Genomic DNA, 18,812 nt, shown 5'->3' on the forward strand with positions numbered 1-18,812 from the left:
GGCGGTCAGCCCGTCGTGGTGGCTCCGGGGCGAGCGACGCTGCCGTCTTCCGTACCCCGATCGGTCAGCGACGGTCCCGGGTGGTTGTCCGGGTCATTCACGCCGTTCGACCATTTCGAGATGAAGAAGCTGGCGACGATGAAGGCGACGCCGATGCCGACACCCCACAGGCCCAACAGGTTGAAGGACGCCAGGGACGTGTTCAGCGCCACCTCCGGATCCAGCACCTGGCCACCGACGGTTTCGGTCCCGGCGGCGCCCGCGATAATGCCGCCGACAAAGTGGGCGATCGAAGACGCCATGAACCAGACGGCCATCATGAAGCTGACGATGGCCGGCACCGACAGCTTGGTGATCTCCGACAGTCCGACCGGCGACAGGAACAGCTCGCCCAGGGTGTGGAACATATAGAGTAGCGCCAGCAGCACGATCGGGGTGCGGAAGGCGTCGTCCACCAGGCCCGACTGGGCGCCCCAGACCACGATCAGGAAGCCGAGGCCGACCTGGATGATGCCCAGGCCGAACTTGACCACCGGGTTGGGGTCCATCTTGCGTTTGGCCAGCCAGACCCACAGCGCCGCGAAGACCGGCGCGAAGATCAGGATGAAGCCCGCGTTGAACGACTGGGTCTGGGAGGCCGACATCGAGGTGTCGATCCAGCCCCACCACTGCGTGGTCGAGAAGCCCGCGGCGGCCACCTGGTCCGGCGAGCCCACCGGGATGCCGAGGAAGGTGTAGGCCTGGCTGGTCAGGGACAGGTCGACGTTTCGGTCGGCGAACAGGTTCAGCGAGGTGCCCGCCTGTTCGAACAGGGTGAAGAAGATCACCGAGCCGAACACCAGGACCATGGCCAGCATCATCCGCTCACGCGCGACCTTGTCGCCCTTGAGCTTGAAGACGATGAACCAGGTGATGAAGGCCAGCGAGGCGATCGTCGAGAGGATCAGGCCTGCTCCGACCAATTGGTGGTTCGGAACGATGAACCACAGGGCCGCGACGCCGACGAAGCCCAGGATATAGATCAGCCCCTCGCGGTTGATCGGACCGAGGACAGGCTTCTTGATCAGATCGGGGAAAGGGCTTTCGCCCTTGCCCTGAAGCAGGGGTTTGCCCAGCCAGAAGACGATCAGGCCGGCGAACATGCCGATGCCGGCCAGGCCAAAGCCCCAGCTCCAGCCGAAACGTTGGCCCAGCAGGCCGCACAGGACGGCGGCCCAGAAGGCCCCCAGATTGATGCCGTAGTAGTAGAGGGTGAAGCCGGAATCCCGACGTGGATCGCCTTGCGGATAGAGCTGTCCGACCAGGGTCGAGATGTTCGGCTTCAGGAAGCCGACGCCCATGATGATCAGGGACAGGGACAGGTAGAAGATGTTGACGCCCATCGGATCGCGCGTGGCGGTCAGCTCGTAACTGCCTTCGGCGAGCGTGCCGGGGACGACCGATCCGGCCGGCAGGTCGGTGATGGTCAGGCCGCCGCCGTCCGCGGGGGTGAAGTGGTACGGCTGTCCGCCGACCACGACCTGGGACGTCTGGGTTTCGCCGCGTCCGTCGATCTGGATCTCATAGACGGCGCCGCCATAGGTCAGGCTCTGGGTCGCGGGATTGCCTTCGAAGGCCATCATGCCGTGACCGGCGACCAGCAGGACCGCCCCGAACATGATCGCCTTGCGCGTGCCGATGTAACGGTCGGCCACAATGCCGCCGATCAGCGGCAACAGGTAAACGAGGGAGGCGTAGGAGCCGTACTGGCCCGAGGCGAAACCGTCATCGAACAGGAAATGCTGGGTCAGATAGAAGATCAGCAGACCGCGCATGCCGTAGAAGGAGAACCGTTCCCACATCTCGGCGAAGAAGCAGACCAGCAGCCCCTTGGGGTGGGTCTTGAGGATTTGAAGCAGGACCGGAAGCCCGGTCGCCAGGGTGATGATCACCCCCAGAAGGATGACGATGTTCACGCCTGACCCCCTGCACTGTTCGTAAGTCGTCGAAGCCCTTTTACGGCTCCCTCGTCGGTCTTGATCAACCGCCCACTCCCTAACACCGCGCCGAACGGGCGCGCACAAGCCCGCATAAGCAGCACGCCGGGCAAGACCGGACAAGCCTTATGGATAATCGAACCGTCACAAGGCGGCGATGAACGCAGGTGAACCGGGGTCGCGGGCGCTTTCCCTCCCCCGAGGGGGAGGGTCACCGCGCAGCGACGGGGTGGGGGCGGCAGGGCTCCGTCGCGCTCGATTGGACGTGAGCAGTCGATGGCGGGCTTCGTCGCGGCCTGTCGGGTGTGGCCGATTTGCCCCCGACGCTTGTCGCCGTTTAATCCCAGAAAGACTTAAGCCCACGATGAGCGGCAAGAGGGAGATGGAACCTCTTAGTGAAAATCCCGCGATCCCGGCAGGATGCGCACGTCCCGCGGATGCCGTCCCCGTGTCGGGGCGTGGCCTGATCCCGGCGTCTGGTCCGTGGACAGATGGCCCAGCATGGGTGTCCAGTCGACCATGTCCTCGACCACCAGATGGGCCACCCCCTCGGCCCGCTGGACCTTGCCGGTGACCAGAACCATGCGCGCGCCCATGACGACGGGGCGCAGCCGCTCGAACACATCGGGCCAGACGACGAGGTTGGCGAGGGCCGTCTCGTCTTCGAGCGTCAGGAACACCACCCCCTTGGCCGATCCCGGCCGCTGACGCACCAGCACGACTCCCCCGACCGAAACGCGACGGTTGTCCTTCGCCGCCCTGTAGGCCTCGGCCGTCATCGCCCCGGCCCGCGTCAGCCGTTCGCGCAGGAAGGCGACGGGGTGGCCCTTCAACGACAGCCGGATGGTCTGATAGTCGCCGACCACCTCCTCCGCATCGGTCAGGCGCGGCAGGGCGGCCGGGGGCGCCCCGTCCGCCTCGTCCAGCCCCATGGCCGCGAACAGGGGCGCCGTCGACGCCGGCGCCGCCCCCCTGGCCGCCCACATTCCCCGGCGCCGCGACAGGTCTAGCGAACCATAGGCGTCCGCCTCCGCCAGCCGGTCGAGGGCGGGAGGGGAAAGATCGGCGCGGATGCGAAGGTCCTCCAGATCGCGGAAGGGGGCGATGGCTCGTTGCTGAACGATGGTCTCGGCCCACGCCTCCCGGAAACCGTCGATGGAGCGGAAGCCGAGGCGCATGGCGCAGGCCTCACCCTCGCCCCGAGCCTCGAGCGACGCGTCCCAGCCGCTCGCATTGACGTCCGGGTGTCGCACCTCGACCCCGTGCTCGCGGGCGTCACGCACGAGCTGAGCCGGGGCGTAGAATCCCATCGGCTGGCTGTTCAGAAGACAGGCGGCGAAGACCTCCGGGTAGACGCATTTCACCCAGGCCGAGATGTAGACGAGGAAGGCGAACGAACAGGCGTGGCTTTCGGGAAAGCCATACTCCCCGAAGCCCTTGATCTGGTCGAAACAGCGCCGGGCGAACTCGGCCTCATAGCCCCGCCCGATCATCCGGCCGACCATCATATCCTCATAATGACCGATCGTGCCCATGTGCCGGAAGGTGGCCATGGCGCGGCGCAGACCGTTGGCCTCTCCGCCGCTGAACTCGGCCGCGACCATGGCGATCCGCATCGCTTGTTCCTGAAACAGGGGGACGCCCAGGGTCTTGCGAAGTACGTTTCTCAACTCGTCCGGATCGCCGCCTGCGGGACCCGGCATGTCGAACTCGTAGACATGACCGCGCGCCTCCGCCGCCCGACGCTCCGTTCGTCGCTTGAGATAGGGGTGGACCATGCCGCCCTGGATCGGACCGGGTCGGACGATCGCAACCTGGACCACCAGATCGTAGAACTCGCGCGGCTGCAGCCGGGGCAGCATGGCCATCTGGGCCCGGCTCTCGACCTGGAAGACCCCGACGGAATCTGCCTTGCAGAGCATCTCGTAGACCTCGGGGTCCTCCCTCGGCACCGTGTGCAGTTGCAGGGATCGCCCGTAGCTCTGCGCGATCATGCCGAAAGCCCGCTTCAGCGCCGTCAGCATGCCCAGGGCCAGAACATCGACCTTCATCAGTTGCAGATGATCGATGTCGTCCTTGTCCCATTCGATGAAGGTGCGGTCCTTCATCGCCGCATTGCCGATGGGGACGATCTCGCACAGCGGCCCCTGACTGAGAACAAAGCCGCCGACGTGCTGCGACAGGTGGCGGGGGAATTGAATCAGCTCGGCGGTCAGGTCGAGCGCCAGCTTCATGCGGACATCGTCGCGGCTGACGCCGGTATGATCGACGTGTTCGTCCTTCACCTCCGCGCCGTAGGAGCCCCAGACGGTGTCGGCGAGACGGGCGGTGACGTCCTCGGTCAGCCCCAGGGCCTTGCCGACGTCGCGGATGGCGGAGCGCGGCCGGTAGTGGATGATGGTCGCCACGATGCCGGCCCGGTCGCGGCCGTAGCGGTCATAGACATGCTGCATGACCAGCTCGCGCCGTTCGTGTTCGAAATCGACATCGATGTCAGGCGGCTCGGAGCGTTCGGACGAGATGAACCGCTCGATCAGCATGTCCTGAGCGGTGGGATCGACGTTCGTGATGCCGAGGCAGAAACAGATGACGGAGTTGGCCGCGGAGCCCCGTCCCTGACAGAGAATGTCGCGATCGGGATGCCGCGCCCAGGCGACGATCTCGTGGACGGTCAGGAAATAGGGCGCGTATTTCCTTTCCCGAACCAGACGGAGTTCCTTGCGGATCGTCTTGACCACGGAGGTCGGAACCGGCCCGTTTTCCCGCGGCCATTTTTCGCGGGCGCCCCTGCAGGTCAGGCGGATCAGCCAACCCTGCGGCGACCAGCCCCCCGGCACAGGTTCGTCCGGGTACTGATAGCTGAGCTCACGCAGGGAGAAGATGCAGGCCCGCACCACCTCCATGGTCCGGGCCAGCGCCGCCTCGTGGCCTTTGAACAGGCGGCCCATTTCGGAGGCGGGCTTCAGATGGCGTTCGGCATTGGCCTGGAGGCGCAGGCCGGCGGCGTCGATGGTCGTCCCCTCGCGGATGCAGGTCAGGACGTCCTGAAGCGGGCGCCGGTCGGGGTGATGGTACAGAGCCGCATTGGTGGCGATCATCGGGGCGCCGGTCCGGTTCGCCATCGCCGCTAGCCGGTTCAGCCGCGCCCGGTCGTCGCCGCGCCACAGAGGCTGGGCGGCCAGATAAAGGATGTCGGGCCAAGCCTTGCGCCACGTCAGGAGGCGGGACTCGAACGCCGTGTCGGGAGCCTCGGGCGCGACGGCGAGGGCGATCATCCCCTCGCCGTGGGCCGCGGCCTGTTCGAAGGTCAGCCGGGTCTCGCCCTTGGCGGTACGGTCGGGGGCGGGCTCATGCGGCTCGCCGTCCACGACGACATCCGGTCGCAGAGGGACGACATTGGTCGAGGGCCCGTCCAGCACCTCGCTCTTGCCCAGGGTCAGCAGGCGGCACAGTCGGCCGTAGGCGGCGCGGTCGCGGGGGAAGACGATCAGTTCGGTCCCGTCGAGAAAGCCCAGCCGGACCCCGACGACCAGACGGATGGCGTGGTCCTCGGCCCCCATCAGGGCACGGACCATTCCGGCCAGGGTGTTGCGGTCGGCGACGCCGACGGCGGCGAGGCCCAGGGCTTTCGCCTGCATCGCCATCTCCCCCGGATGGGAGGCGCCCTCCAGGAAGCTGAAGTTGGTCATGGCGCCGAGCTCGGCGTACTCGCCGTTCCAGTCGGGGTGGGGCCGGCCCGTCACGGGAACATCCCGTGCATCCACCATGAGGGGGCGCGCTCGTCCTTCGCGCCTGTGTATTCCGCGCCGTAGAGGCCTTCGCGGAACAGCCAGTAGCGGAGGCCCTGGTCGTCCTCGATGCGGTAGTAGTCGCGGGTACGGGACTGGCGGCCGTCCGGGCGGGGACGCCACCATTCGGGCGACAGGCGTTCGGGGCCGTCGGAGCGGGTCACGCGGCGGGTCACGCGCCGCCAGGTGAACCGGGCCGGGGCGCCGTCGGGCAGGTCGGCGAGGGTCTCAACCGGCTCGGGCGGGTCGAGCAACAGCAGGGGGCGGGCCCGGCCGGGATCGTGCCTGTCCCTGACCGGGGCGGACGTCAGGGCCGGCGCCCAGCGTTCGGCCCGCTCCGGCATCCACGACCCCTGCGGCGTCGCGACCCGCACCGAGGCCTCGCCCAGACGCGCCGACAGCCGGTCGATCAGGGCGGCCATGCCCTCGGCGTGACGCGCCTGCGGCTCCTCGCCCATGGAGACCTGGAGCGCGACCATGGGCTCGGTCACGTCGGCAGTGAGCATCAGGGCGTCGATGCCGAAGCCGGGGTCGATCCGCTCGATCCCCGTCTCGCGGAACAGCCGCATCCAAATGGAGACATCGCGCAGCGCCCGCCCCATGCGCACCGAGACGGCGCTGGCCCGGCCGTCGACACGGAAGGCGGTCAGGGTCAGGGCCCTCGCCCCCTGCCCGTCGCTCTCCATGGTCCGGGCCAGGCTCTCGGCGAGCCCGGGCAGGCGCGCCTCGATCCCGGCCGTGTCGGTCAGGGGATCGGCATAGGCTTCCCAGCCGCGATAGCGAGGCGGGGCGCGGGTGGGGATCAGGGCCTCGGCCGTGGCGCCCAGGGCCTGATCCAGACGGCGGACCAGACCGACCCCGGCGCCGTCGCGGAAGCGGCGGGCCAGACCTGCGCGTGGCATGGGATAGAGATCCCCGATCCGCTTCAGCCCGAACCGCCGCGTCTGTTTCAGGGCGGCGTCGTCGATGCGCAGGGAGTCGACCGGCAAGGGGGCCAGAGCCTCGCGCACGTCCGCGTCGGAGGCGATGCGGGTCGCATTGCCCCAGCGCGCCAAGGCCCAGGCCGCGCCGGGAGACGGGGCCATGGCGGCGCGGGCGCGAATGCCGGCCTCGGCCAGACGCTGCTCGATACGGGCGATCACCCCGTCCTCGCCGCCCAACAGATGGGTCGCGCCGGTCAGGTCGAGGAACAGCCCTTCCAGCCCGCCTTCCGAGGGATCGACGGTAACGGCCGGAGACCAGCGCTCGCCCCAGACGGCCAGGGCCTCCAGCGCGCGCAGGTCGGCGGCGGGATCGGCGGGATGACAGGCCAGATGCGGGACCATGGCGAGGGCGTCGGCCTGGGTCTGGCCGCGCGACAGGTTCAGGGTCCGGGCGGCCGGGTTCAGGGCATGGATCACCGCCCCCCGCGCCGTGCGCAGGATCAGGGCCAGCGGCCCTGCCCCCGCCGCGAAAGGGTCAGGCCGGGAAGACTCAGGCGTATTGGGTCCGGCCGATCGGGTCCAGACCGTCACCGGCCAGTCGATCAGCCAGACGGAGACGATGCGTCTCATCATCCTGCTCCAGCATCCAGACGCCCGGTCGCTCCATCCGGCTGCGGGTCATTTCGGCACGGATCGTCATCCGCCCCGGCGCGCGCTCGTCGAAGGCGTCGCCATTGCCCGCAAGAGTTGTAATGCGCCAGCGCCGACGCGCGGCGCTGAGGTCGCCGGAGCGGGCGCGCAGCAGAAGGCCGGAACAACCCCCGTCGCGGGCGGCGAATTCCAGCCGCCGGGTCTGGGCCAGTTCGGCTCCGTCGACCGTGCCGATCACCAGGGCGGCGCCGCCGGACCGCAGCGCCTGTTCCATGGCCCACAGAGCCAGCGCCTCCGTCCGGGTCTCGATCAGGACGAAGGCGTCGCGCGTCCGAAAGCCCGCCAGACCGGGACCATAGGGCCGTCCGTTCTCACCCAGCCACGCCCGGGTCGCGCTCATGACAACGCCCCGCCCCTCGCCGACCACAGCCCTGCCAAGGGTGAAGGCCAGGGCCGCCGCCATGTCGCGCGCGCCCGCCGCGCACACCTCCTCCAGCCCTTCGGACAGTCGCGAAAGGGGCGGCGGGACGGCTTCTGACTCTGGCGGCGGACGGGCGGACATGGCGATAGAAAACTCCATGTTCATTATTTGTTCCGCCGTCGCCGGAGTCAAACCGGAATCGCTCCGCTAGGAAGATTCCCCGCCCGCTCTACTTAAGCATGTCTTTGTTGGCCTGCCTCGTGCAGGACTTTCGGTGGAGGGGGCGGCCTGTATCGCTCTGGAACCAGACCAATGAGTTTTTCAGTTCGACCCATCGACTCGAAGGACCACGGCGCCGTCAACGCCCTGCATCATTCCGTGGGCTGGCCCAATCGCTCGGAGGCCGGCTGGGTCTGGCTGGCGAGCAATCCGGCGCTGCAGGAGACGAACGCGCCGGCCGGCTGGCTGCTGGAGGCCGAAGATGGGGAACCCTGCGGCTTCACCGGCAATTTCGTTCAACGCTTCCACTACGGCGACCGGACGATCCACGGCGCCACGGGATTCTCGATCATCGTTACGCCACTGGCGCGTGGCCACAGCCGGAAACTGCTGGCCGCCTTCGCGAAACAGAGGAACCTGTTCGCCCTCTACACCTTCAACGCCAATCCGGCATCCAGCCCGCTCTACAGGCGCCACGGCCTGGTCGCCTGGCCGCAGGAAACGCACGATGTGAAACTGTCCTGGCGGGTCGATGCCCTGGCCTGCGCCGGCGGACGGCTGTGGCGCGAGATCGACCGTCACGCCCCGCGTCTGACGCAGGCGCGACACGAGCGACTGTTGAACCCGCGCCTGCGAGATCCCGACGCCCTAGACCTGCCGACGGGCGTGACCGCCCTGACCGACCTGGCCGACCTGTCGCGATACGCGGACTTCTGGGAGGCGTTGAAGGCCGAGGGCCGACTGATCGCCGACCGCAGTCCGGCCATGCTGCGCTGGCGGCTGGCGGATCCCGACCTGACCCTGCGGCCCCTGTTACTGGCCTTCAGCCGCGGCGAGACCATCGGCGGCTATGCGATGGTAGTAATGTCCAAGGGCAATCCGATCGAGCCGCCGATGCTGGAGATCCTCGACCTGGTTGCGCGGGAGGATGAACCGCGCGCCGTCCCGGCCTTGATGCAGGCCCTCCTGGCCAATGCGCGAAACCTCGGGGCGGCGAAGCTCCGCATACAGATGGTCAGCCCGGACCTGCTGCGTCGCCTGGGCCCGCTGGCCGATATGGCCCGTCGCGAGGGCGGCTGGGGGCATTGTCATGTGAAGTTCGACCCCGATACGCCGGGCGTCGACACCTGGTCCCCGACGCCTTTCGACGGCGACTACGGCATCTGTTTGAGACCTGTGCCCGTGACCGGGGATGAGCGGCGGGCGGCCTGACGAAGGGTCCGATATCATCCTGCAAGCGTTGCGCGTTAGGATCACGACGGAGGACGACATGACGCCACGCCGTGCGACCCTGCCCTGTCTCGCTGTAACGAGCCTGCTCGCGGCCGCGACGCCGTCCCTCGCCCAGTCCGATGACGACTGGGATCTGGCGGGAGACGCCGGTCAGGATCTGACCGTGGCGTCGGTCGAATACGCGACGCGCGTGACCGTGGTCGCTCAATGCCGGTCCCGGGTGCTGGAGGTCGCGATCCTGGGCCTGCCCCGAGCCGCGCCGGGTCAGGCCTGGTACGATGTTCGCCTGTCCGACGGCCCGGCGAGAAGAGCCTCCTGGACCCGCCATGACGATGGCACGACGCTCACTGCGGGCAGCGATCCACGTCTACTTCGGCTCCTCAAAGGCGGCGGGCGGCTCACGCTCAGTGCGGACGGCGGCGCATCCACATCCGTGCGCCTGCAAGTCGACCTGCCTGCCAGTTCACACGGTCTCGACGCCGTTCTCGAGGCTTGCGGCTATCCGACAACGAACGACCGGGACCTGGTTCCCAGCGTGGGGGAGCTCCTGACCGACTTCCCTCGACCTATCGTGCCGGATCGCGTGATCGAACGCCGGGCGTCACCGACATTCCAGGTCTCGATCAGCTGCCTCGTCTCCGGAGGCCGATACACAGCCTGTCGGTCTGAACACCAGATCCCACCACACCCAGAAGACGGGCAGATCGTCGCCGGCGTCGTCGACGGCGTCAGGGTTCACGCGACTGATATGGCGGCGGCCGAAGGACGCGTGCTTGATCTGGTGGTCACGGGCAGCAGAACCCGCCGCCCGCGCTCAGGGCCGGGCCTTTAGCTCGTCGCGGATTTCGGCCAGCAGGGCCTCGGTCGGGGTCGGGGCGGGCGGCGTCGCCGGTTCGGGGGCGGCCACCTCGGCGCGGCGCATCCGGTTGATGCCCTTCACCACCAGAAAGACCACGAAGGCTACGATCACGAACTGGATCAAGGTGTTGATGAAGGCGCCATACTGGATGGCGACCTCCTCGACCGCTTCCGTGGCCGGATTTTCGGGCGCCAGCACCCATTTCAGTTCGGAGAAATCGACCCGGCCGAGCAACAGGCCGATCGGCGGCATCAGAACCTGTTCGACCAGACTGGTGACGATCTTGCCGAAGGAGGCGCCGATGATCACGCCGACCGCCAGGTCGATGACGTTGCCGCGTGCGGCGAACTCCTTGAACTCGCTCAGCAGGCTCACGGCGTCTCCCCTTCAGTTTCGTCGGGCGGGCTCGTGACAGACCGGGCTCAGTCGTCCCCGGATGCATTGAGCCGCTCGCGCAGCTCCTTACCGCTCTTGAAGAACGGGACCGACTTGGCGGGAACGTCCACGGTCTCGCCGGTTCGCGGGTTGCGTCCCGCCCGCGCAGGCCGGGCGCGAACCGAGAATGCCCCGAAGCCGCGAAGCTCGACACGGCCACCCTCGGCCATGGCCTCGGTCATGCGTCCGAGCACGACATTGACAACGCGCTCGACCTCGGCGTGGGTCAGATGCGTGTTCTCAGCCGCCAGCTTCTCGATGAGCTCAGACTTAATCATCGCCAGGCCCCCGCCCCTTCCTGCTCACGCGAGCAAATTTGGTGCAACTTCAATCGGGTTGCGCGGACACCCTAGCCTTCGCCCGGCGAGCGAAAAAGGCCTGATCGTCAGTTTCCGTCAGGGAAGATCATTAAATGTCGGCAACCGTACACGGAGAGCCCGGCCAGGTCGGGTTGCAACCGCTTGCGGAAATGGCATTTTCCGCCGGCGCTAACACACACGAAAAGGGCAGCCGGATCGCTCCGGCCGCCCTTCTTTCTTGGTGAGCCTGACGCCCGATCAGATCGGAAGGATTACTCCTTGCCGGCCTTCTCGCGCAGGGCCGCGCCGAGGATGTCGCCCAGCGAGGCGCCCGAGTCCGAGGACCCGAACTGATCGATGGCTTCCTTCTCGTCGGCCATTTCCAGGGCCTTGATCGAGACCGAGACGCGGCGCGTGGCCTTGTCGATGCCCGTGATCTGAGCGTCTACGCGGTCGCCGACGGCGTAACGCTCGGGGCGCTGCTCGTTGCGGTCGCGGCTGATGTCCGACTTGCGCACGAAGGAGGAGACCGGCGCGTCGTCTTCGCCGAATTTCACTTCGATGCCGCCCGACTCGATGGACGTGACGGTCAGGGTGACGGTCTGGCCCTTCTTGTAGGTGTCGCCTTCGCCGACGGGATCGCCGCCCAGCTGCTTGATGCCGAGCGAGACGCGTTCCTTCTCGACGTCGACGTCGAGAACCTTGGCCTTGACCATCTCGCCCTTGCGGTAGCGCTGGATGGCTTCCTCACCCGAGACCGACCAGTCGAGGTCGGACAGGTGCACCATGCCGTCAATGTCGTTGTCCAGGCCGATGAACAGGCCGAACTCGGTGGCGTTCTTGACCTCGCCCTCGACGGTCGAGCCGATCGGGTTGGCGGCGACGAAGGCGTCCCACGGATTGTCCTGGGCCTGCTTCAGGCCCAGCGAGATGCGGCGCTTGGAGGCGTCGACATCCAGAACCACGACGTCGACTTCCTGCGAGGTCGAGACGATCTTGCCGGGGTGGACGTTCTTCTTGGTCCAGGACATTTCCGAGACGTGCACCAGGCCCTCGACGCCGGCTTCCAGCTCAACAAACGCGCCGTAGTCGGTGATGTTGGTGATGCGACCCGTGTATTTGGCGCCCGGCGGGTATTTGGCTTCGACGCCGTCCCACGGATCGCTTTGCAGCTGCTTCATGCCCAGCGAGATGCGCTGGGTGTCCGGGTTGATCTTGACGATCTGGACCTGGACGGTGTCGCCGACGGCGAGAACCTGCGACGGGTGGGAGACGCGCTTCCACGACATGTCGGTGACGTGCAGCAGGCCGTCGATGCCACCCAGATCCACGAACGCGCCGTAATCGGTGATGTTCTTGACGACGCCGTCGCGGACTTCACCCTCTTGCAGCTGGCCGACCAGCTCGGTGCGCTGTTCGGCGCGGGCTTCTTCCAGGATCGCACGACGCGAGACGACGATGTTGCCGCGCGGGCGGTCCATCTTGAGGATCTGGAACGGCTGTTCCTTGCCCATCAGCGGACCGACGTCACGCACCGGGCGGATGTCGACCTGCGAGCCGGGCAGGAAGGCCGAGGCGCCGCCCAGGTCGACGGTGAAGCCGCCCTTGACGCGACCGACGATGGCGCCGTTGACCGGATGACCTTCGGCGAACACGACTTCCAGACGGGTCCAGGCTTCTTCGCGACGCGCCTTGTCGCGGCTGATGACGGCCTCGCCCAGGGCGTTCTCGACGCGCTCCAGGTAGACTTCGACGTCATCACCGATCTTGGGGATGACGGCGCCTTCACCCTGACCGAACTCGCGGGCGGGGATGCGGCCTTCGGTCTTCAGACCGACGTCGATGATGATGATGTCTTTTTCGATGCCGACGACGCGGCCGTGAACGACCTGGCCTTCGCCGAGGTCGCGGCCTTGCAGCTGCTCGTCGAGCAGGGCGGAGAAGTCGTCGCGGGTGGGGTTGAGGGTATCAGACATGAAGCTCTGGTGTTTCCGATAGGGCTGTGGCGCGCGACCGAACGGCCCCGCGCGAGGTGAAAGTTGGAATGGGAAGTCGGTCGTGGGACGCGAGGCTCAGCTGAACCAGAGCGCCCGCGGAAGCCGAGGACGGAGCGCTGGATTTGCGAAACGAGCCTAGAGGCCGTGTTTCGCTCGCGCCGCCTCGACGATACGGCGGGCCGCATCGAAGGCCGCCTCTATATCCATATCGGTCGTATCCAGCAAGACCGCGTCCCCGGCTTGGACCATGGGGGCCGAGCCGCGGCCCGCGTCGCGTTCGTCGCGGCGCTGGATATCGGCCAGCATGGCCTCGTAGGTGATGGGATCACCGCGACCGTTCAGCTGCAGCCAGCGGCGTCGCGCGCGGGTTTCGGGCGTGGCGGTGACGAACAGTTTGGACTGGGCTTCGGGGGCGATGACCGTGCCGATGTCGCGCCCGTCCAGCACCGCCCCGCCCGCCTGACGCGCGAAGGCCTGTTGCAGATCCAGCAGGGCCGCGCGGACGCCGGGGAAGCCCGCGACCCGGCTGGCGGCCTCGCCGGCGTCCCCGCTCGTCAGGGCCGCATCGTCCGAAAGCCGCCCGGCGTCTAGGGCGCGGGCTGCGGCCTCCGCCGCCCTGGCGTCGCCGAGGTCGCCTCCACCGGTCAGCACGTCCAGACCCACGGCGCGGTACAGCAGGCCCGTGTCGAGGAACGGCAGGCCATACTCGCGCGCCAGACGCGAGGCGATCGTGCCCTTGCCCGAGGCGGCGGGCCCGTCGACGGCGATGACGAACGGATTGCTCATTCCGGTGTGACGAAGCACAGACCGACGGCGGACGCCAGTGAACGCTGTGTCACCCGACGTCGCCGCCAAGCCCCTGCATCATCTCGACAAAGCCGGGGAAGGAGGTGGCGATCATGTCGGGCTCATCGACCGTGACGGGGTTCGCGGCAGCGAGGCCGAGCACCAGATGGCTCATGGCGATGCGGTGATCGTGGGCGGTGTGGACCGTCGCCCCGCCCGGGACTGGGCCTCCGGCGACAATGAAACCCTCAGGTTCTTCCTCCACGGCGACGCCGCAGGCCCGCAGTCCGTCGACCATCAGGCGGATGCGGTCGCTTTCCTTGACCCGCATCTCGCCGACGCCGCGCATGACGGTCCGGCCCGTTGCGAAAGCAGCGGTGGCAGCCAGGATCGGATATTCGTCGATCATCGAGGCGGCGCGGCTCTCCGGCACGATGACGCCCTTCAGCGCGGAGTGACGCGCGGTGATGTCGCCGACCTCCTCTCCGCCCGAGACGCGGCGGTTGGCGATGGTCAGGTCCGCGCCCATCTCGACCCAGGTGTCGAACAGGCCGGTCCGGTGCGGGTTTAGCATGACCGCTTCAACGGTCACTTCCGATCCCGGAACGATCAGCCCCGCCGCCAAGGGGAAGGCGGCCGAGGAGGGATCGCCCGGCACGGAGACGGTGGTCCCCGTCAGGGGCTGGCCGCCTTTGAGACGAATGACCCAGCCCTCGGCGTCGTCCTCGACATCGACGGTCGCGCCGAAGGCCCGCAGCATCCGCTCGGTGTGGTCGCGGCTCTTCTCCGGCTCGGTCACCGAGGTGACGCCGTCTGCGTTCAGCCCGGCCAGCAGGATGGCCGACTTCACCTGGGCCGAGGCGACGGTCTGGACATGGTCGATGGCGTGGAGCGTTCCGCCAGTCAGGGTCGCCGGCAACAGGCCCGGCTTGCCGCTCCAGGCGAAGCGCGCGCCCATCCGGGTCAGGTGGTCGGTGACGCGGCCCATCGGCCGCGACCGCAGCGAACCGTCGCCGTCCAAGGTGGCCGAGATCGGATATCCGGCCGCCGCCCCCATCAACAACCGCACACCGGTGCCGGCATTGCCGCAGTCGATGACGCCGGCCGGGGTCTGGAAGCCGCCGCGCCCGGTGATGCGCCAGCGCCCGCCGCCCAGCGTCTCGACCGTCGCGCCAAAGGCCTCGGCCGCGCGGGCGGTGGCCAGGACGTCGTCGCCTTCCAGCAGGCCGTCGACCTCTGTCACGCCGGTCGCCATGGCGCCCAGGATCATCGAGCGGTGAGAGATGGATTTGTCGCCGGGGGCGCGCACGATCCCTCGCAAGGGATGGCCGGGACGCGCGGTCAGATGGGGGGCGTTGGAGGCCACGGAGGCTCCGCAGGATGCAATGTGGTAGGGAGCGGACCACGGCCACGCCAAAGACGGCTTTTGACAGCGGCCCCCCATGGTGGCAAGGGACGCGGCCGAAATCCCCTCCTCCATCCAAAGGTCTCCATCACCCGTGGCCGATCCCAAACTTGGCGCCAAGCAGGTCTGCCCGAACTGCCAGGCCAAATTCTACGACCTGGGCCGTCGCCCGGCGCACTGCCCGAAGTGCGAGCACGAGTTCGATCCCGAAGAAGCCATCAAGCTGCGCAGTCGTCGCGGCCGTCCGGGCGGCTATGCCGCCGATGACGCCGAAGATCAGGTGGTCGAGAAGAAGCCGACCGATGACGAGGATGAAGAAGAGGATGTCGTCACCCCCGAAATCGATCAGGAAGGCCACGAGCCGATCCTGACGCCCAACGACGAGGACGACACGACCGCAGACCCGTCCGAAGAAGCCGGCATGGGCACGACCGATGGCGACGACGACGTCCTGGCGGACGACGACGATGACGACGACTCCGTTCCCTTCATCGAGGACGAAGACGACGACGCCTTCGACGGCGACATCGCCAAGGGCAGCAAGGACGACGATCACTAGATCGGCCTGAAGCCTGTTTTCCAAAGGATTTCGGGGGCGGATTTCGGTCCGTCCCCGGGCCTTCGAGAAAGTTGAAAATAAAATTCGGAACCGGGTTGATCTGAAAAACGACCCGACATAGGTTCCGCCGCCTCGCCGGGGGCCACACCAGACCCGGCGGACCAACCGAAAGACCTAGCGTCTTAAGGTCTGGGGCTTTAGCTCAGCTGGTAGAGCGCTTGCATGGCATGCAAGAGGTCAGCGGTTCGACTCCGCTAAGCTCCACCAATCAGTCTCCCCCTTCTTCCGGAAATCCGGGGAAGGGGGAGATTGGCCACTCTTTTCAGCAGCCTAGACAGTTAAGACGGCGACCTTTCTGTCTCCAGAGAGTGTTTTTGTGCGGCACTCTCCACGAATTGAGCTGCCATTCTCCAAGCCCGCATTCCGACTTCCGGTTTGGCCGGAGCTCGCCTACAGAGACTATTGCGCCAGAACTGAGCCGCCGCCGGCGAGCCGGCGGCGGATGTAATGTCTCTCCGGGTTTTTTACGGACGTCGGCCGTTAGCCTACGGCACCGATCGCCATGAACATGCGGCGCTGCTGTTCCCAATCCGTTGGGAAGGGCTTGGCGATCAGGGCGCCCAGCGAGAGCGCCTGAGGTTGGCGTCCTTCAACAATCTGCTCGACCAGGTCCGGCGCCATATAGGCCAGGGGCAACACTTGTCCCAGATATCGAACGCAGAGCTTCTCGGCCTTCGCCAGGTCAGCACTGGATGCATAGCGGCCGCTCCGCAGGTCCCCAGCCCATCGACGCGCCATTGCGACACTCCTCAGCAATGTCTTGTCGATGCGATTCGCCGATGTCGGCGACTGACCAATCGCTTGGATCAAGGTCGCATTGTGCCGATGCTTCAGTTGAACCGGGACAGTCCATGCCAGCTGGCCATCAGCCTGCTCGCTGCACTCGGCACCGGCGATCGGCTGGCCCTCCGCCATCGCACCCTTGCCCACCAGCAGCCGGATCTGGGTTTCGCCGAGCGTCACCTTGACCAGGGCGGCTCGCAGCCGCTCATCGGCGGGCAAGGTTGCCTGCCAAGTCGGCGAGAGGTTTGGCATCACCAAGTCTGAGACGAAGGCCTCGATCACACCGGCTGAGATCCGACTCACGCTTCCAATGTCGTCACGTTTGCCATTCTCGTGGGCCACCGAGGAGTAGAAGCGGTAACGCTGTCCGGCCTTACCCTTGGTGTGCACCGGCCTCATAGTATGACCGTGGTCATCCTTGAGGAGGCCGCATAGCAGGCCACCCGTTCCCTTGGCCTTGTCGTCAGACAGCGAGTCACTGCGGGTTTGCAGGGCCGTGTTCACCGACTCCCAGAGCACCGGATCGACGATGGCTTCATGTGCGCCCTCGACCAGCTTCTCCTTGTGCTTGAGAGCTCCCTTGTAGACGGGGTTCATCAGGATGCCGCGCAGTGCGCCCGGCGTGATGATGGCTCCTCCGCGAATCGTCCCTGTTTTAGTGGTCCGAAGCTTCGACCGAACGCCTTGACGGCGAAGCTCGACCTGAAGGTCCATGATCGACCCTAGCGCCTGATACCGCTCAAAAATCAGCCGCACCGTCTCGGCTTCGGCGGGGTTCGGGATGAGTTTGTGGTCAACGCCCTCGTAGCCCAGCGGCGGCGGGCCACCCATCCACATGCCCTTGGCTTTTGAGGCCGCGATCTTGTCCCGGATCCGTTCAGCCGTGACCTCACGCTCGAACTGAGCGAAGGACAGCAGCACGTTCAGGGTCAGACGGCCCATGCTGTTGGTCGTGTTGAAGGCTTGGGTCACCGAGACGAAGCTAACGCCCTTTGCGTCGAAGGAATCGACCATCTTGGCGAAATCCGACAAGGATCGCGTGAGCCGATCCACCTTGTAGACGACGATGATATCGATTTCGCCGCGCGCGATGTCAGCCATGAGCTGCTTGAGGCCTGGGCGCTCCATGCTCCCGCCCGAGTAACCGCCATCGTCGTACTCGCGGGCCAGGGCCTGCCAACCCTCTCCCGCCTGCGACAGAACGTAGGCCTCGCAGGCTTCGCGCTGCGCATGCAGGCTGTTGAAGCCCTGTTCCAGGCCCTCTTCGGTCGATTTGCGCGTATAGATGGCGCATCGTAGACGCTTCATGACTTCACCGGCTTCCTCTGCCCGAAGAAGGCCGGGCCATTCCACTTGGTGCCGGTGATGACGAAGGCGACCTGGCTCAGAGAGGCGAAGTCCCGGCCTCGATAGTGATAGCCTTCGTCTTTCACCCAAACCTCGTGGCGGTCGCCGCGCCAGTGCTTCACGAAACAGCTACCCTGTTTGATTTTCGGCGCTAGGGACGGCTCAAACGCGCCGTTCTCAGCAAACCGCTCGGCCAGCCGGCATAACCGTCGATCCAGGGTGCGCGACAGACCGCCGTGGCGGGCGACCTGATCCCTGTAGGCGATTTCTCGCGCCAGCAGATCACGGGATCGGAGCTTGGGCGGGGCGGTCATGAACCGCTCCCGCCACTCAGCCCGCAGCCCTTCCAGGCTTGTTGAGTCGGCAGGCATCAGACCGTGGCCTCGACGATGCGATAGACCGTTCCGGCATCGGTCTTCTCCGTGGTCACCGCCAGCTTCAGCTTCTTGCGGATCTGTCCGGCGATGGCGCCGCGCACGCTATGGGCCTGCCAGCCGGTGGCCTCCATCAGTTGGGCTGAGGTCGCGCCCTCCGATCTCCGCATCAGGGCGACGACCTGATCGGTCTTGCTGACGCGAGGGATCTTGGCGGTCGCTTCAGTCTTGTTCTGGCTCATCATTTTTCTCCATCCGCACCTTGCGGTGGAGCGACCAACGCTTGCTTCACCAGCGAAGTCGAATGGAAGAAGCGACGATTTCAGCCCGGCTGATCAATTTTCAGAACGAGTTGTATGGCTCGGGCGAGAACGGCGACATCGTCGGCCAAAGCGGCGATGGGGCCCAGTTCTGAGAATGCATTGGCACCCGTCGCGAGCCGCTCAGCCTGGTCCAATCGAGCCCACACTATTGCGAGCAGATTGTCGGCCATCTGTCGATCTTGTTTCGGAAGCGTGCCTGCCATGGCAACACACAGGCTTGCCGTTAGTGGGAAGTCGAGGCGACTTCTAGGTGACGTGGACAAAGTGGATTCCCAAATCAGCTGATCGCTGATTCAAGGCTGTTCTTTGCGGAGAGCAGCCATGGTTCGTGGTTTGATGTCGGATGCGGAGTGGGCGTTCTTCGAGCCGTTCGT

Annotated in this window: 16 protein-coding genes and 1 tRNA gene; 4 read left to right on the forward strand and 13 right to left on the reverse strand. The window is 66.6% G+C overall.

The window, feature by feature from the left end; translation table 11 throughout:
* Positions 1-5: 5 nt before the first annotated feature.
* The 4 genes from ACP7AU_RS10875 to ACP7AU_RS10890 all read right to left on the reverse strand — a co-directional run bounded on the left by ACP7AU_RS10875 (position 6) and on the right by ACP7AU_RS10890 (position 7,918).
* Positions 6-1,955: a peptide MFS transporter gene (locus ACP7AU_RS10875; protein WP_426036109.1), complete on the reverse strand. Its 1,950-nt coding sequence runs from the start codon at positions 1,953-1,955 to the stop codon at positions 6-8.
* Positions 1,956-2,368: 413 nt separating this feature from the next.
* Entirely contained in the window at positions 2,369-5,719 is a 3,351-nt protein-coding gene (locus ACP7AU_RS10880; protein WP_426051416.1) for an error-prone DNA polymerase, read from the reverse strand.
* A complete protein-coding gene (locus ACP7AU_RS10885; RefSeq protein ID WP_426051417.1) occupies positions 5,716-7,317 on the reverse strand; it encodes a Y-family DNA polymerase in 1,602 nt (533 codons plus the stop codon). Before ACP7AU_RS10885 ends, ACP7AU_RS10880 begins: the two co-directional genes overlap by 4 nt.
* Positions 7,238-7,918, reverse strand: a complete 681-nt coding sequence (locus ACP7AU_RS10890) for an ImuA family protein (RefSeq protein WP_426051418.1) — start codon at positions 7,916-7,918, stop codon at positions 7,238-7,240. Before ACP7AU_RS10890 ends, ACP7AU_RS10885 begins: the two co-directional genes overlap by 80 nt.
* 153 nt (positions 7,919-8,071) lie before the next feature.
* Here ACP7AU_RS10890 and ACP7AU_RS10895 point away from each other — a divergent pair, with 153 nt between their 5' ends.
* Both ACP7AU_RS10895 and ACP7AU_RS10900 read left to right on the forward strand, forming a co-directional pair.
* The gene (locus ACP7AU_RS10895) at positions 8,072-9,190 is read left to right on the forward strand and encodes an N-acetyltransferase (protein WP_426051419.1); all 1,119 of its coding nucleotides are present in this window, start codon (positions 8,072-8,074) and stop codon (positions 9,188-9,190) included.
* Positions 9,171-10,043, forward strand: coding sequence for a hypothetical protein (locus ACP7AU_RS10900; protein WP_426051420.1), 873 nt, complete (start codon positions 9,171-9,173; stop codon positions 10,041-10,043). The genes ACP7AU_RS10895 and ACP7AU_RS10900 overlap by 20 nt, the downstream gene beginning before the upstream one ends.
* On the opposite strand, the gene mscL is transcribed toward ACP7AU_RS10900, so the two are convergent.
* The 5 genes from mscL to aroA form a co-directional block, all read right to left on the reverse strand.
* Positions 10,026-10,445, reverse strand: a complete 420-nt coding sequence (gene mscL, locus ACP7AU_RS10905) for a large-conductance mechanosensitive channel protein MscL (RefSeq protein ID WP_426036097.1) — start codon at positions 10,443-10,445, stop codon at positions 10,026-10,028. The genes ACP7AU_RS10900 and mscL overlap by 18 nt on opposite strands.
* A 47-nt stretch (positions 10,446-10,492) precedes the next feature.
* Positions 10,493-10,783 (reverse strand): integration host factor subunit beta, encoded by a 291-nt coding sequence (locus ACP7AU_RS10910; protein ID WP_426036095.1) that lies wholly within the window; start codon positions 10,781-10,783, stop codon positions 10,493-10,495.
* A 293-nt stretch (positions 10,784-11,076) separates the two neighbouring features.
* Positions 11,077-12,780, reverse strand: a complete 1,704-nt coding sequence (gene rpsA, locus ACP7AU_RS10915) for a 30S ribosomal protein S1 (RefSeq protein WP_425991855.1) — start codon at positions 12,778-12,780, stop codon at positions 11,077-11,079.
* Between the two features lie 156 nt (positions 12,781-12,936).
* Entirely contained in the window at positions 12,937-13,587 is a 651-nt protein-coding gene (gene cmk / locus ACP7AU_RS10920; RefSeq protein ID WP_426036093.1) for a (d)CMP kinase, read from the reverse strand.
* Between the two features lie 49 nt (positions 13,588-13,636).
* On the reverse strand, positions 13,637-14,953 hold the full coding sequence (aroA, locus tag ACP7AU_RS10925; RefSeq protein ID WP_426051421.1) for a 3-phosphoshikimate 1-carboxyvinyltransferase: 1,317 nt from the start codon (positions 14,951-14,953) through the stop codon (positions 13,637-13,639).
* Positions 14,954-15,086: 133 nt separating this feature from the next.
* On the opposite strand from aroA, the gene ACP7AU_RS10930 reads away from it, so the two are divergent.
* Both ACP7AU_RS10930 and ACP7AU_RS10935 read left to right on the forward strand, forming a co-directional pair.
* Positions 15,087-15,551, forward strand: coding sequence for a TIGR02300 family protein (locus tag ACP7AU_RS10930; RefSeq protein WP_426051422.1), 465 nt, complete (start codon positions 15,087-15,089; stop codon positions 15,549-15,551).
* A gap of 191 nt (positions 15,552-15,742) precedes the next feature.
* Positions 15,743-15,818 (forward strand) — tRNA-Ala (locus tag ACP7AU_RS10935).
* 273 nt (positions 15,819-16,091) lie between these two features.
* On the opposite strand, the gene ACP7AU_RS10940 is transcribed toward ACP7AU_RS10935, so the two are convergent.
* The 4 genes from ACP7AU_RS10940 to ACP7AU_RS10955 form a co-directional block, all read right to left on the reverse strand.
* Positions 16,092-17,702 carry a recombinase family protein gene (locus ACP7AU_RS10940; RefSeq protein ID WP_426051423.1) on the reverse strand — a complete coding sequence of 537 codons (1,611 nt, stop codon included), beginning with the start codon at positions 17,700-17,702 and terminating at the stop codon, positions 16,092-16,094.
* Complete coding sequence (locus ACP7AU_RS10945) at positions 17,699-18,112, reverse strand: DUF2924 domain-containing protein (RefSeq protein ID WP_426051424.1); 414 nt, start codon at positions 18,110-18,112, stop codon at positions 17,699-17,701. Before ACP7AU_RS10945 ends, ACP7AU_RS10940 begins: the two co-directional genes overlap by 4 nt.
* The gene (locus ACP7AU_RS10950; protein WP_426051425.1) at positions 18,112-18,357 is read right to left on the reverse strand and encodes a DUF3489 domain-containing protein; all 246 of its coding nucleotides are present in this window, start codon (positions 18,355-18,357) and stop codon (positions 18,112-18,114) included. The genes ACP7AU_RS10945 and ACP7AU_RS10950 overlap by 1 nt, the downstream gene beginning before the upstream one ends.
* 80 nt (positions 18,358-18,437) lie before the next feature.
* On the reverse strand, positions 18,438-18,608 hold the full coding sequence (locus ACP7AU_RS10955; protein WP_426051426.1) for a hypothetical protein: 171 nt from the start codon (positions 18,606-18,608) through the stop codon (positions 18,438-18,440).
* Positions 18,609-18,812 lie beyond the last annotated feature (204 nt).

The organism is Brevundimonas sp. SL161, assembly GCF_049896985.1.
GTDB lineage: Bacteria > Pseudomonadota > Alphaproteobacteria > Caulobacterales > Caulobacteraceae > Brevundimonas.